Source organism: Legionella lytica (assembly GCF_044626755.1).
Classification (GTDB): domain Bacteria; phylum Pseudomonadota; class Gammaproteobacteria; order Legionellales; family Legionellaceae; genus Legionella; species Legionella lytica_A.
Genome location: NZ_JBGORX010000003.1, coordinates 252,839 through 269,015 on the forward strand (window position 1 = coordinate 252,839; position 16,177 = coordinate 269,015).

Here is a 16,177-nt window from a genome sequence, read left to right on the forward strand (position 1 = left end):
CTAAAAAGAATCCACCTGTTGTTTTGCCAACAAAATCCTCAACTTTAGGGAGAAGAATGGCGGTTGATCTTGAGCCGTTACAGGACTTTAAGCACTTCTGGTTAGCTGGGGAAGGAGATAATAGCAAAATATGGCAAGTGTTAGCCGATAATTACATCAACAAACCTTACCTCGATGTCCCTGTGCTATTTCGGGGCTACGTTGATATTACCCATGAGAATTTCACTCTACATCATCGTAACCATGATACGACTCATGCCGTAAGACAACGTATTTATGCGCAAAACTATCTGAATTTGTTCCAAAACTTTGGCAATGAAGAATATGCCCCCATTGCTACCGAAATTAATAATGATGAGGAATTAAAAGCCTGTCTGGAACTAGCCATTTACTTATGTCGTAGTGGTCGCACCAATGAAAAATCGGGTAAAGAGGATCCATCCAATGCACAACGTTCGGCCGAGTTATTTGCGGTTGTGGCTCTGGAAATGGGTTTTGATCCTGATTTAGTTAACTTTTTGAAGTTTGCGATTGGAACTCATGCGCCCAAATTAGAAAATCATCCAGATTTAGTTGATAAGTTACCTGGAGAACATAAATTAGCCTTAGCTCATTTATTAAAAGGGATAAGTGATTTAAGCCATCATACTGATTTGGTACGCTGCAAAGTTGGTTCTCCCACCGAGTCGGTTCGTGAGCAAATCGACGAAGAGTTAGGCGAATTTTTAGATCCTACAAAAATTGATGTGAAGCGTGCGACCACGAACTTTTTACTTCATGCGACTCAGTTATGTAAAATGACTGGCACACGCGTTAAATTTGAAACATTTTCACAACAGGATAAAGAAAATAATCCTAAGTTAAAAGTACAACACGCACGCGATGTACGTACGTCAATGGAACAATTGCGTGAGGTAAAACTCGACCCTCAGCGAATTATTCATGAGGGCCTACAGGGTGATTTTGCGGAGTTGTTAAGACAGACAACATTGACGGGCGTATTAGATTTAACAAATAAGCCAATCAACATCGTGCAATTAGAACAAATAAAGAAATGCATTGCAGAAAACCCAATTAAAAAGGCAGGCGTATTAGGTATAAAACCTATGGAGGCACAAAGAGAGTTAGTTGCCGTATTAAAGGACAAAAGCGCCAAGCAAGTCTTGCCTATAGAGATAAATCATACGGAGTTTCTTACACATGAGCTCGTGGAAGATTTTGATAGTCAATTTCGTCAGCAGGCAATTGACCGACAAAAAGTATCAATGCGTTTCGAACCTTCTCGCCTAGGGGCCGCTTATGCCAAAGGATGGGGGGCTTTTTTTGCTCAATTATGGAAAGAAATGACGGGGGATGTTCCCACTTTTGGTGGTGATACTCACTATGCGCACATCACTGAAGTGAAGAAATTATCTAATCCGGTCCTAGAAGGACATTATGACGCATTAAAAAAACCGGTTGATCCGATTTCAGGGGTTCTTGCCAAAGAACTACAGACCATCCAGACAGATGATATTCAATTAGAGCCAGGAGAAATGTTACTTTATCATGGCACGAATGCGGATGTTGCTTCGTTGATTATGCAAAATGGTTTTGATGAGGAACGCTGCAAATATGTGAAGGGGAATGGTTATGGACCATTAGGCAAAGGTGTTTATTTCACATCGGAGTTATCTAAAGCGGCGACTTTTTCTACGTGTAGTGAATGTAAGCAAAGTGGTATGTGCAGTTGTGTAAAAAAAGGGACAGGGCAGCCTGCAGACCGAGTTGTTTTAGTATGTAAAGTGTTTGTAGGTAATCCTGAAATTGTACTGAAAAAAGGAGGCCTGCATGATCGTACTCGACCGCAAGAGCCTTTTGATTCGTACATGGCCTTATCTAAAGATATTGACCCAATTTCTCAGTTTCGCTCAACCGAAGTCTGTGTGCCTTCAGGAAAGCAAATTATTCCTCTCTATGAAATACGTTTTAGTTCTCAACCGAACTTACTTAAAGTATCTGCCTGGGAAAAAACTATTGAAGAGAATGGCTTAAAGAATATAAAAGGTTTATATGAAATTAAGGCCTCAGTAGATCTCTTAAACGACTTACAGGCCTTAAGAGATATTCCCGCTCCTTTTGAGGTCGTTAAAAAGCACGCACATAAGCTGGAAAAGGTTATTCAAGGGGCCATAAATAAATTACAAAGAAAAGAGAACGCTCTGCAAGCAGAAACCCATATAGATCAAGGACATTTGGACAGGATTGCGGTTCAATTACGTGATTTACATAATATAAAAGGTCAATTAGCTACCTTACAAAAACAAGAAGTTGATTTAACACCAACATTAGGTGAAGAAACAACGAAGAGTAATAAAGAGCCTGGATTTTTACAAAAGCTGTTGCGTCTTATTTTACCTAAAAATTATGCTCTTAAAAGAGAGGGTGCTGCATTGGCAACAGAGATTAATAAACATGCAGAGAATCCTAAAGACTTTCAAGAGGGGGTGATTCAGTGGCTTAATTTAGCTATTGAGCGAAATCAGCATAAAGGGGGCAATGGAAATGTTTGTCATCGTGCGGTTATTAGCCAAAAGTTGATTAATTTAAGAGATGGTTTGCGTGGTTTAGAGGAAAACGACCTCAATGATGAAGATTTAAGTAAAGAAGTTCATCGATTAATTGAGCATACTTTAGAGGGCTTTAAATCCTTTGCTATTTATGTTCCCAGGGTTATGAGTTCCACTGCGTATCAGAGTTTGAGTCTATTCCAAGAAACTGCATCAACGATTGAGGCGAAGGCTTTTACTTCAGTAAATAGTGCGTTGCGTGGCTTGACTGTTTCTAAGCAGCCTGAGGTGGAGTTGACCTCTCAACCCTCTGTAGAACCTATTCCTCTAAAACCTGAACAGACTACTGATTTGTCTAAATCAGCAGTCCAGGTTCCAGATGAGGATGAGGGGTTTGTTTTGCTCGGCGGTGAAGAACGGAACACTACTCCCACTATGTCTGGTTGAGGACTAGTTTCTTGCATCCTTATCCCGTATCCGCGCTGCGTAATACGGGATGTTGTAACAGGAAAATTTAATTTTAGAAAAAGACTCGAATTATTAATACTTTACGGTATAGTAGCTGAAGTTTTACTGGATTTGGAATAACGGAGTGATATGGGATCCTGAGCAATACGCCCTCGGAAATTATTTTCAGACGCAAATTAATGAAAAATTTCGCAGTACCTTTAGCGTGCGTCCTTTTGGAACTATTTTAGATGTTGGTTGTGGAGATGGGCAATACTCTAATTTTTTAGCTAAAACCTATAAAAATAGCCAAATCCAGGCTATTGATAATTCTGCAGAAATGATAGCCCATGCCAAAGACTATTGGTCGAGCCAAAATCTTTCCTTTGATGTTCAACGTATTGAAACTTATCAACAGTCGTACATGTATGATTTTGTTCTGTCTTTTTGGTGCTTGCATTGGACTAAAATCGAAGTTGCCTTTGCCAATATTTATCAAGCCTTAAAAATAGAAGGCCGATTTTATGCGACCTTTTCCTCATTTTCTGAAAGTAGTATTTTACAAATTTGGTATGAGCTAGCCAAAAGGGGACAACATCTTGGGGTCGCAAATGACAATATTCAAAGGTTGCTGCCTTATACTAATTATTTCTATCGCGTATTGAATGCATTGAACCGAACTCCTTTTCGTCAGGTTAAAATGGATTTGAAAACCTATCGAATTGCCCTGCCTAATGTTAATTACATGAAAAATTTAATCTTAATTTTGCCGGCCATTAAAAAAATACCTGAAGCTCAGCAGGGAGAGTTAATCGCGGATATGTTGAATGCATTTGAACATATTTGCCAGTGTAAATATGGAGGTCAACTCTATTATGAGACTAGACCTATTTTTATCGAAGCGGTTAAATAGCCACCGTTTCTACCGCATCGGACAGCGATTTTCCCTGTATTGTTGTTTGCAGACCACGGAATTTTAGCAAATAGCTATTGACACAATAATAGCCAAAAATCATAATTTATTTTCATCATGATGATGAGACACTCGGATTGTCGAAGGTGTTGGAGTAATAGCTTACGTGAGGGGCGTCATTCTGAACGAAGTGAAGGAGCTCTTGAATGACTGTATTGATCTTCTGGACTAGTATTCTGTTCGATTCAAGAACCTTCCCTCTAAGCGTCGCAGGACGACGTGTTTTTGAGAACTATTACGTTATAGAAACTATATAAATGGATGTATAAAATGTTCGAAAAACACAATAATAAACAACGCAAGCACAAACAGGCAACGCAACCCAGTAGAGCATTATCAGTGGGGCTTATACAAAATGAAGAGCCTGACCGCAGCTATTACATTACCAGCACGCTTGAAAATATTGGTCATTTTCTTTTTTCCCAAACACAAGAGCTCTATAAAGCGCTTAGCCTGGTATTTTCGGCGGACTCCTTAGATTGGCGCAATTTCAAGCGCTACGCCTGGCCTATTGCCACTTCAGGGATTGCTTTGGTTTTTGGCGAGTTACTGACTCGCGGTATGAGCCAATATCAGACGGACAGTGAAAATTATGATTTTGTGTATAAATTTATTCTTGGTGCTGCCATTTTAAGCTGTAGCTCCTTAAACCGCATTACGGACCGGCATTTTAAATCAACGGCTGCATTTTCTGCCGCGGTGGCCAGTGAAGTTGTTGGTATTGTTTACATGTATTATTCCGTCTTTACCGGCACCCAACGATTGACTAGCGAACAATTTTCTGAGGATTACTCATTAATTGCTAGTATTGCCACTAGTACATTATTCGTGCCTGCTGGAGCTTCTTTTCTTACGCAAAAGGTGCAGAAACAATTACTCAAGTGGCAGCATAATCTTGGCGCACAACGTTCTGATACGGCGACTATTCCCAGTGGTTTAACCCCTGTAGGTAATTTATATTTTCAACTGGGGCATATTATGGCCAGGGAATTGATGCCAATACCCCGTTTATTTCAGCTGGGTCTTATTGCGGAAAATATTCGTCAGGGAGAGGGGGCATTGCGACAATTTCGTAATGCTCCTGCGTTAATAGCGGATTTAACTCCGGCCACTATTAGAGAGTCTTTAGCTCAACAGGCAATGATTCAAGATGATTATGAATACAATCATAAGGAGTATCAGGTTTTAAAATTTACTCCTCAGGGAGCTCATTTCATTACGGTTCTGGGATACTTATTACGTACGGGGGATTTGGTTTTTTGTAATGAGGCGGTTGATTTAGCCTCAGTTAAAATTTCCGGAGAGCTGATTGCTTTAAAGCAAGGTGAGCAAGGACAATTTCTTGAGGAGCTTGAGCAACAAAAGTTTAGTGTGAACCTGAAAGCACAAAATGGTGAGGATGTCTGGATTGAGCATCGTTCCAAAACTGCATGGGATAGCCCTCATAAAACGGTTTGTTTACGTTTGGTTCGTGATGGCAAACAAGCAGGGGTTATGGTAGGGGATAAATTAAATGTGTTTGGGGCAAAGAATTTTTTTATTCAAATTAAACCTGCAGATGAATTTTTATCCAATAATGACATCCGCAAAGCCGCAGTAATTAATCAGATTATCGGTGATCGTAAACGTAAAAGTGTGTACCACTCTCTGATGGCCTCGGCCGCATTAGCGGTGTGTACGCAATCGGATCTACGCTTGTTGCCTGCAGAAATATCCAAATACACCTTTAATGTTTTTCAAGCCATGATTCCTTTTTCCGAACAATTTTTGCGAGAAATGGTTAATGGTCAGTTACTGAAACGGCTAAATAAAAATCTAGGGGATAGACCTTTAGAAACTATTGATGCGCTGCGCATCGTTGATTTATGCCATGCGCTCAGTGGGTATACTCTTGATCGTTTTCCTCAAGGAGTGGCGATTATTTCTGATAAAACGGGAACTTTAACTACTAATGGTATGAATGTGTTGGGGCTGTGGACTACGGCAATGTCCGCACAAATACAGAGTTTAGTGAAAAAGAAAGATCCCAGTCTTCTACCCAGTGGCACCCAATTAGCGGAAGTGTTCGAGCTTTTTTGTCAGGCATATACCAATAATCTGAAAGAGATGGAGCCTGAGGAAGATGCCATATTACAATTACTTAATTCATTGCTTAAGCAAAAATCTAATTTACAGGTTGCCGTGCTCGGGAATAATCATTTTAGAAAAAATATTTTCCTAAATGAGCATGAAAAAGAAATAGAAACCTTTCACTTAGGTTTATATCGAAATTTTGGTGGGCGCTTAACTTTGGTACGTGATGGTGTAAGTCACCATTTGGTTTTTTGTGGCATTCCCAAGACTACGGCGTTTAATAATACCCGGTTACTGCGTGATTATTACAGCATGAACACGCGTATGGGTGTTTTATCGCGTGATTGGTGTATTGCACGAGCAGAACTTAATGAAAAACAATTTAAACAGCTGCAAGCGTATTTTGATCAGGATAATAAAAAAGATATTGAATCCTTCCTCATGGATAATCCCCAGTTGCTGGAGAACATGCAACATCATGGAACGTTTATTATCGATAATCCGGTAAAAAAAGGTGCTGAACAATTTATTAGTTCCTGCCGCAGTATTCAGGTACCTGTATTTGTTGCTACGGGGGACACGACCAAAGCGGCAGAAAATATTGCTAACGTCTTATGTTCTGAGTACGCTAAAACAATTAATATTTTACGTGCAGAGCATTTGCAGAACGATAACATTCTTTTGGATGAAGAGCATATTCCAGCAGAGAGTACGGTCATTTTTTCTGGTATTAACTCTGCAGTGTTGACTGCATTCCAGAAATTATTAGCGCGTGATAAATCAGCTCACCCAGTAATTATTTTTGCGGAAATGAGTACAGAAGGGAAAGGCATTTTGGCCCGCTTTCTGAAGGATAATCAATTTTTTATCATAGCTAATGGTGATGGCAGTAATGATGTCTTAATGATGAAAGAGGCACATACGGTAATTGCTCATTGTTCAGAAGATAATTCATTGGCTCCAGGGGTTGGTTCTTTTGCCGATCTCACCGATGTGCAATTACGCCGACTTTTAAGTTCGGATAAATCATTTTATGAGTTATTTGATATTGCGGATCCGCACAGCATTTTTATCCAACTTTTTGCCGAAACCGCTAACTCTCAAGAGAAGGGGATGCTGGCCTTGACGCTTAAAAGCTGGAAGATCAATTTTGAATTGATGCGTAATATCTTAGGTCCTGACTCAGTAAAAGAAATGTATCAGCAACATTGGTTTAGTGTGGGGTTTGACTTAAGCTGGCTCTGGATTGCCTACTACGAAATCATGCAAAGTGTCGGATTGCCTATGGATAACCAAAATATTAGTGCCTCTGGGTTGATTAGTAATTTTATGGGACTGGCAATGATGGTGGCCCTCGTTGAATCATTAAGCAATTATTTAGCTTTTGGTGAGTCAACGAACCTGATCACTATGTTTAGCATGTTAATGCTCTTACCCATTATCTTAAAGAGTGTATTTTCCAGTTTTCAGGCAGTACAAGATAGGATTTATCCAGAATCTGCCAATATTGTTGAACTTGAAGAGGAGGAACAAATCGTAGAGCTGCCAAGACCGTCTCAATCTTGGTGGGGGTCGGTACGTTCATTCTTTCATAATCCGCGAAATACTCGCACATTGCCTCATGGAGAAGAGTTTCAGCCTCCGCAAGGACTTAATCAATAATAAAAACTGCAGCCTTGATTACGCTCTGCGTGAACTTGTGCTGTGGCTTTCCTCTGCGCGATTCCCTGGATTGCTCCCTCGCGCAATCTTACTCTCAGGAGGATGTGTCCTTTAATGCTTCATCTAAACTAATAAACCGATACCCATGCTGTTCGTACATGTGCAATAAATCCTCTAAAAAATAGCTATTTAAACGATTCGCATGCAGCAGTAAAATTTGCTTCGTTGAATTGCAGCGCTGGCTGTATTCCACCAATACTGTTTGTTGCCAGACAAAATCTAAATATTGTTGGCGTAACTTATTGAATAATTCTGGATTTGAGCGGACTTCGTCAGTAAATTTTACATTGAATATAAAATCACGGCTATCAATAGTTACTGGAGCGACCTGATAATGGTTTGCTTTTAAATAATGCAGGACCTTTTGTTTCTTAGCGAAACTGCTTTCGGCAAGATAAGGGTAACGATAATATTTGGTTCCAGTCATGAGTGGGCTAAGGATTTTATCAGCTCGATGCACATCGGCGATATAGGAGGCAGCAGATACTTTTCGTAAGTTTAAGTGAGAATAACTATGGCTACCTAACACAAAGCCCGTGTCTAAAAAATCCTGTAGGTCTTTGCGGTTATCCTCATTAAGATTTTTAGCAATAGCAAAGCCAATGGCTGGCGCTTTATGTTTTATTAATGCATGCGTGATTTTTTCAAACTGAGCATGCTCAAGGGGTAAATCATCGAGGGTAATGGCTATCGTACGCTCTTCAGGAATACAAGCTGTATTTGGCGCTGTTGCATAGGTAATGATCGATAGGATGATTAAAAAAAGAGCTAAAACTAAAGAATTTCTCCGCATTACAAATCCCAATTAATAAGAAGTCATCCTTGGATAGAGGTTCCCTATGCGTCATTTTACCATCACTATTACCTAAATTGTAGCTGTTTTAATGAATGCGAGACGCAGCCTAGCTGTTGTGTGTTGCATCTTCAATAAAAGAATGTTATCAAATTAGACTGGTTTAAAATTAATCTATTTTTTATGTGTATTTTTCAAGGACATGTCTCAAGGAGTGAGCATCATGGGAAGAGAGAAAAAACAGTACACATCATACCAAGCAATGCCGAGTAGCTCGCGTTTTTGGCTGTATTCCGAGGCTTGTTATACTGATGAAGAACTAGGCTTAAGAACATGGGTATTAAATGTCCGCGCCAATTCGGGCATTCACGCAGATTACCTTCTCAATTCAGGATCGTGGTTTTCTAATGATGATGACCAAGCGCTGGTCAACGTTTATGATCACTCTTGGTTCTTCTCAAGAGCATATAAAACCCGGCAGGTGTTGAGAATGGGGGATTTTTTAGTCAAGCCAGTGGATGCTCAGCGTTTGCAATGGCCCCAATTATATGAATTGATGCAAAGAACAGGGGATTATTTAAGGTTACGCAATCAAAACTTGCGAGCAGAACATTTAAATCAGCCAATGAATTTTATCATGTTGGATATAAATAATATTCTGAAGGGAATAAGTCAGAATCCTAACATTGGGCAGACGAAGGAGCAATTAGAGCATCTGTATCATTATATTCTTGCAATTGAAACCAATACCTCACCTTTAGTTGGTTCTGATAGACTCTTTTTAGCAAATTTACGTACGGCAATTAATACTGAAGTCAAACCGCATTTAACCCATCTTGCGGAAACTCAATTATTAAAAGACCGACTAGGTGAGTTGGCTAAAGCAACGCAGCAACTTTATACTGAATGTAATCGAGGAGCACATTTTGCGTTTAATCCTAATGCAATAAATCCACACCCCCGAGATTTGATTGGTGGGCAGCTGGATGATTTAAAAGCGTATCCAACGCTAGCAGCTAAAGAATGTGCTCAAAAGGAAACACAAGCGCTAGCAGTGTCAACATCGGCTTTGCGATTGTCCGCTGACGGATTACGTAACTGTGCTAATTTTAGCCTCATCGATATGGAGGAAGAGGTATTGCAGCTTTATGCCCAAGCGGTCATCGATTTAAATGAGTTGGGTCGATTCCAAAAAATCATTGAGCAAACCATTGGACTTCTGGGGCAAGCAGGAGAGGTTTACACGGTTTATCAGTTTAAAGAGCAGTTAACACTATTGCTGAAACAGCTTGATCATTTTGTTGATTTTTCTGCACAAACCATGGATGACTTATTGTTTGAAAATACGCAAGCCTATCATAAAGCAATCCAGGATGAACAAAACTTATCTTTTTTCCAACGGTGGTTTACTGCAGATCAAGAGAAATTAGATACCTTTATTAAGAACCAGGATATCTTGGCTCAATATCCCTCTACGGCATCTGAGCTTGCGAATACCAGACAGGGCTTGAAAAAAAATGTGGCACAGATTCTCGAGCACTTAAATAAACCTTCAATACAAGAAACCAATTTTGTGGCGATTGCGGATCAGGCACAAGAATTAAATCGTCTGATGGGCTCAATGCATGAGTGGGTTACGGTCCAGTATGAGGCTAAAGGATTAATTCCCCCGCAAGAGCCTGAACAGTTACATATTTTACCGGAGGTATCTGTACCTCCCGTGGCTGATTGTACTCCGTCCACGGTGGATGAAATTTTGTCTAGTACTAATATCAGTACTCCTTTCTATCAGGAACGTATGGCCGCTCCGAATGTTACTTCAGCGATTTGTCCTCCAGATCAGCCGCAGTGCTCTGCGGCTAATCGTTCTCATATGAGCTCTCAGAATTCCGTGTACTTGCTCGGTTTAATCACGTTACTTCCTTTAGGGCTAATTCTTCTTTATCTGCTCTTTAAATCACGTCCATCCTCAGAACCAGAATTTATCGTGTATGGAAGTAAGGAGGAATTTGAAGAGGCTTTGGTGAAGTTAGATGATTTAATTGCACAAGTAAAAACGGCTCATGAGTATGATGAAGATACATATAATAAATTGGACTTTGATGATTTTATTAGTAAATATGAGCATTTACGTAAAAAGGCACGTTCAGAGTATTATGAGGTAGAAAATTTAAATGAGCTTTATGAGGATATGAATGCTTATTATGGGGCATTTCTACAACAAAAGATGTATTTACGAGCATAGCATCAGAACTGAATTACCGCGGTTAGCTGCGGTAATTCGCTATAATAAGGCTTATTAGGTTGGGCCTCTGATTTTTGATTTATATTTGAGCGTTTAAGTTATTAATGGTTCACTAAACTCTTTACTCTCATACCCAATAACGCACGACACCAGAACCAACATTTTTTTTCTACAAAACTCAGGCTAAATTACTGGTAAAAATAACAATATTGGTACTAAACTTATTTTATATGCTCGTAGTCCTAAAAAATGCAGTTAAGCTTTTAGCAAGGGATCGCTAAAGCATTTTTTCTAGGATAAGAATAATTAAAGAAACTTAGAATTAAGCATAAATCTTGCATAGAATAATAAAAGTTCGTGAGAAGGGGGCGGCATATGAAAAAAATAATGTTAACTGCATTGATGATGCTTATGGGTGCCGTAGCAAACGCAGGGTTTTACGGTACAGGTTTATGTGGTTACCCACAATATAATTGCATCACCATCGTTTCAGGGCAAAATTGGGAAAATTTATTTCCTGATGCACAGCAACGTGATGTCGTACAACGTATCAATCGGACTTATAACCCGCTCTGGGCTGGTAAAGTCATTGCCGTACCTAAAAATCTGGCCTACTTAACTATGCTGGATGTAGCACCATTTCCTTTGAAAATACCCAGCGAAAACCAAAAAACAGTTGTCGTGGATCAAGATAAACTTGCATGGGGCGCTTATGATGCTGAGGGAAATCTGGTGAAATGGGGACCTATCTCTTCAGGAAGAGATAAATGCTCAGATTCAAATCGTTCTTGCCGTACCTTGACTGGAATTTTCCGCATGTTCAGTAAAGAAAATGAAAAATGTACCTCAGATGTATTCCCCATTGGGAGAGGGGGTGCCAAAATGCCTTATTGCATGTACTTCCATAAAGGTTTTGCAATGCATGGCTCAGACGACATTCCAGGTGTGAGAGCAAGTCATGGCTGTGTACGTATGTTTGTTGAAGATGCCAAATGGTTGAATCGGGAGTTCGTCGAGTTATCCAGTGAACGTAACAACTTCATGGGTACTGTTGTGATTGTTCGTCCAATAAATGACAGTGAGAAAATATGATGAATACTCTAAAAAAATTCACCTCAATTTCTTTAATGCTTTTTGTTGGATTGTTATCTACTGAACTTGAGGCTGCGAAAGCTAAAAAAATTGATCCCCTCGCAGCCCAACAAAAGGCTGCAAAAGAAGAGGCTCGATTTCCTATAGGATGTACTCCCGTAGGTCATGAGCAACGTCTTAAGGTTTTGTCTCTTTTTCCTGGAAAAGAAGGGGCTTTGCAATCGCTCTACTTCTTTTATAATAAATTGCCCCAGACTGTAAGTTTGTATCAAATGCGTGATGAAGACAGTGAATATTCTACTCGCTTCAATCACACCATTGGCCCTAATCAGTGGGCTGCCTTAGCTACAGGCGAGCCTGTGGTCCGATTTGTCTGTACCTTAGGGGATGGCAAAAAATCCTACGGAAAAATAGTGGATTGTGCGGATACGGTTAAAATTTGTGAATATGTACACGTAAAATTTGGTTTAAATAATAAAGGCAACTTCTGGGTTTCCGATGGTAACTCAAGAAATGGGGCCGTTAATGATGTAGTACATTATGGCATTATACCAGGGGTATAACTATCAATTCAGCAATAGGATTTGCCAGTGAATTAAGACTGAATTGCCATGTATAGAGGGAGAATCTTCATGAAATCGCTAGTGCCTTGGGTATGTTTGCTCGCAGCAACCGCCAGCCAACAGGTTGTTGCCGATGATTTCAGCGCTTATCGCTTAGGAAATTATAATACGGCGATCGAGCCCTTATTGAGTCAAACCGGAAAAAATGCGGTTGCTGATTATTATTTAGGACGTATTTATTTGTATGGATACGGCCAACTAAAAAATACCCAGTTAGCCATGCGCTATTTTACGCAATCGGCCCGTAAAGGTTATTTACCTGCAATCATGCTCGTTGCGAAATATACTTTATTGCATGATAAAGACCTAGGACAGGCAGTGACCTGGTTTAAACAGGCCGCAGCGGCTGGCAACGTCGATGCGCAAATGTTTGTCGCTGCAGCTTATCTCTATGGCATTGGGGTGAAGAAAAATTACGATACGGCAACGCGTTATTATATCGATGCGGCAAAAAATGGTAATTCTGTTGCTCAATATACTCTGGCTGAAAATTTTATTAACAGTCGCAATTCATCAAACAATAAATTAGGGCTTATTTGGTTAAACAAAGCAGTAGCCAATGGCAATCCGCAAGCGCTTACTAAATTAGGCAGTCTCTATCTTTCTGGCAAGTTGGTTGATAAAGATGTTGAAAAGGGAACAGAATTACTGAACAAGGCCGCAGCCCAAGGTTTTGCTCCTGCAATGGTGCAATTAGGTGAGGTTGCACTTGCTCAAAATCAAAAAGAACAAGCACTCACATGGTTTGAAAAAGTAGGAAACTATCAAAATAATCAAGCTTATCTTGATTTGGCGGAAATTTATTTGAATGAGAAAAGCCCAATACATGATCCTAAAGCCGCATTTCTCTGGACATTAAAGGCTGCACAAAATAATTCGACGGAAGCAAAACGTCAACTTGCCGAGTTTTATAAAAAAGGCATAGGGATTGATGCTGATTTGAATATGGCAAAACAATGGCAGGATCAAGCAAACCAAGAGGACAAAGCAACTAATCAAGGGAGTGCTTTGGCTGCTGCAGCTTTATGGCTAAGTAATGGCACGACTGACAAGCTGGCACAAACAGCTTATCAAATGAATGGTATTTTAAGTGCTTGGAACAATCCTGTTGTTTTAGGGGATTATGCATATAATCAATCACCTAAATTAAAAACTATCTCGCGCCACCAGATCTTTAAACCACAGTTTGCGCTGGTACAACCTAATGACGTACCCATTACTAGTTATTATGATGCACTTTTAAGCCGCGAGGTTAGTGCCCAATCCAACCAATGGATGTATCCAGTTTACCCTTTAAATAATCAAGTAGCTGAGGTAGAGCGTGCAAACAGCCTTATTGTTGCTCATCCTGATTTACCTGCCCCCTATCTTGATGCACAATATGCGGAGCTTCCACAAGAGCCAAACATTATGGATATGTGGACGGAGGGTTGGCAAAAGCAAGTTAATATGATGTCCGAGTTTTATCAATTATATAACCGTGCAATATTAGGCGATGCGCAAACTCAATTTGAAATAGGACAAATGTTTCAATATGGAATTGGGGTGGCGCAAAACGATTCTGCGGCAATTGCGTTTTATCAAAATGCAGTACAGCAACAGCATTTAGGAGCTGAGTATAATCTAGGTATGCTGTACTTAGAGCGTGCGAAGAGTAAAGAAGATTATCAGCTTGCTTTAGAAGACTTAACTGATGCCGCATTTAAGGGTAATAAAAATTCTCAATATGTACTGTCGAGAATTTTGGAAAAAGGGATAGCAGGGCCTGAGGGAGTAGAGTACATCAAAGCCGATCCTGAGCAAGCCAATTCGATGTTGTATTTAGCTGCAGCAAATAATTATGGATTGGCTGAATACGATTTAGCGGATCGCTTGGCACGCCAGCATGATAGTGATTTAAGTGTGGATGCAAAAAAGGAAAAAATTGCGTTAATTCGTGAATTATACCAAGGTGCTGCGGACCGCGGTATTTCCAATGCCTTATTGCCACTCGCATTTTATAATGCCATGGATAGTGATGCTAAAAGACAGGCTAAAGCCTTTGCTGTTGCCAAAGAAGAGGCTGAAGCTGGAAATGAAAAAGCAGCATTGCTCTTGGGCCTGCTTTATGATCGTGGCATAGGAGTTGGCGCGGATCCTGCGCAAGCAATGCACTGGTACCAACAAGCAGGACAAAATGCGGTAAGCCAATTTATTTTGGGTACCTATACTGCTGAAGGTAAAGGTGTTGAAAAAAATAGTGAACAAGGCATGGTGCAATTGCAACAGGCCGTAAAAGACAAGTTCTCTTATGCTGATTTTAATATGGCCGTACTGTTACAACAAGCAAAACGGGATTTCTTACCCGATCTGATTCACTCATATGAATTAGGCAATAGTCATGCCGGGATTGTTCTGGCTGATTATTATCTGGCGGAAAATACTGATGCTGACAAAATGAAAGAAGCCAGAGCGATTTATGAAGGTTTGGCTCAGAAAGGAGATAAAGACGCACAGTTAAAACTCGCTTATATGGATGAAAACGGCTTGAGTAGTACTCCAGATATGGCAGCCGCACAACGCTGGTATACTGCTTCGGCAGAGCAAGGCGAGCCACTCGCGGAATACTTATTAGGGCAGTTTTATCAATTAGGTAATAGTGGTGAACCGGATTACAGTGCGGCAAAAGATTGGTTCCAAAAAGCAGCTGCGACCTTACCGGAAGCTTATGTTGCCTTAGGATTCATTAATGAGACTGTGGATGATAATTACCCGCAAGCACTCAAAGCCTATGAAACGGCCGCAGCTAAAGGTAATGCTCTGGGCCTTTATAATTTGGGCTTGATGTATCTGTATGGTAAAGGTACGCCAGTGGATTATGCAAAAGCTAAAGAGTTATTTGTCAAAGCAGCAAATGATAAGGTTCATGATGCGATGAATCAATTAGGTGGCATCTATTTCATGGGGCTGGGTCAGTCTCGTGATGAACAAGAAGCTTTAGTTTGGTATAAGAAGGCTGCTGATTTAGGTAATGCAAATGCACTTTATGAATTGGGTCTGCTTTCAGAGACTGGAATTACTTCAAAAATAGATTTTGCTGAGGCGCTTAAGTACTATCAGGCTGCCGCAACTAAGGGTAATGAAAAGGCTATGTTGGCTTTAGCCCGAATGTACCACTATGGATTAGGTGTTGCGAAAGATCCAAAAATGGCAGCTGGTTTTTACCAAAAATTGGCAGCACGACAAAATGCTTATGCTCAATATCAATTAGGTACTTACTACCTAGAGGGCACTGCAGGTGAGTTATCCCCCTCAAAAGGAAAGCTCTTGCTGCAACAAGCTAGTGACAATGGCAGCTTACAAGCACGTAAAGTATTACAGCGCCTGGAAGCGAAAAACCAGTCTCGCGTTAGTTTCGTTGAGCCAGTCACCCTAGATCGCGCACCAATTGTTGCTGGAGAGGCTGCCAACAGGTTGTATTTTGATGCCCTAAATGAGTGGAATCGCGGTGATGAGCTCTTATCGCGTATGATTTTACATCACATAGTGACCAAATACCCTGATTTTGAACCTGCACGTCGTGCATACGAGCAGGTAAATCAAGCTAAAATAGGGAATTCCTTTAGTTAATCACCAGGTTGCGCCACGGGCTCGTGGCGCTGCTTTAACGTTTTTTTACCT

Annotated in this window: 8 protein-coding genes; 7 read left to right on the forward strand and 1 reads right to left on the reverse strand. The window is 40.4% G+C overall.

Annotated features, from left to right (window positions below):
* Positions 1-56 precede the first annotated feature (56 nt).
* The 3 genes from ACD661_RS10850 (at position 57) to ACD661_RS10860 (ending at position 7,704) form a co-directional block, all read left to right on the forward strand.
* The gene (locus tag ACD661_RS10850) at positions 57-2,996 is read left to right on the forward strand and encodes a SidE phosphodiesterase domain-containing protein (protein WP_400187874.1); all 2,940 of its coding nucleotides are present in this window, start codon (positions 57-59) and stop codon (positions 2,994-2,996) included.
* 145 nt (positions 2,997-3,141) lie between these two features.
* Positions 3,142-3,909, forward strand: a complete 768-nt coding sequence (locus tag ACD661_RS10855; RefSeq protein WP_400187875.1) for a class I SAM-dependent methyltransferase — start codon at positions 3,142-3,144, stop codon at positions 3,907-3,909.
* Between the two features lie 330 nt (positions 3,910-4,239).
* Complete coding sequence (locus tag ACD661_RS10860) at positions 4,240-7,704, forward strand: HAD family hydrolase (RefSeq protein WP_400187876.1); 3,465 nt, start codon at positions 4,240-4,242, stop codon at positions 7,702-7,704.
* A gap of 94 nt (positions 7,705-7,798) precedes the next feature.
* Here ACD661_RS10860 and ACD661_RS10865 read toward each other — a convergent pair whose 3' ends face one another.
* On the reverse strand, positions 7,799-8,557 hold the full coding sequence (locus ACD661_RS10865) for a polysaccharide deacetylase family protein (RefSeq protein WP_400187877.1): 759 nt from the start codon (positions 8,555-8,557) through the stop codon (positions 7,799-7,801).
* A 223-nt stretch (positions 8,558-8,780) separates the two neighbouring features.
* On the opposite strand from ACD661_RS10865, the gene ACD661_RS10870 reads away from it, so the two are divergent.
* From ACD661_RS10870 to ACD661_RS10885, 4 genes are all read left to right on the forward strand, one after another.
* Positions 8,781-10,802 (forward strand): hypothetical protein, encoded by a 2,022-nt coding sequence (locus tag ACD661_RS10870; protein WP_400187878.1) that lies wholly within the window; start codon positions 8,781-8,783, stop codon positions 10,800-10,802.
* 375 nt (positions 10,803-11,177) lie between these two features.
* Positions 11,178-11,894, forward strand: a complete 717-nt coding sequence (locus tag ACD661_RS10875) for a L,D-transpeptidase (RefSeq protein ID WP_400187879.1) — start codon at positions 11,178-11,180, stop codon at positions 11,892-11,894.
* The gene (locus ACD661_RS10880) at positions 11,894-12,457 is read left to right on the forward strand and encodes an endopeptidase IV (protein ID WP_400187905.1); all 564 of its coding nucleotides are present in this window, start codon (positions 11,894-11,896) and stop codon (positions 12,455-12,457) included. Before ACD661_RS10875 ends, ACD661_RS10880 begins: the two co-directional genes overlap by 1 nt.
* 69 nt (positions 12,458-12,526) lie before the next feature.
* Entirely contained in the window at positions 12,527-16,126 is a 3,600-nt protein-coding gene (locus ACD661_RS10885; protein ID WP_400187880.1) for a tetratricopeptide repeat protein, read from the forward strand.
* Positions 16,127-16,177 lie beyond the last annotated feature (51 nt).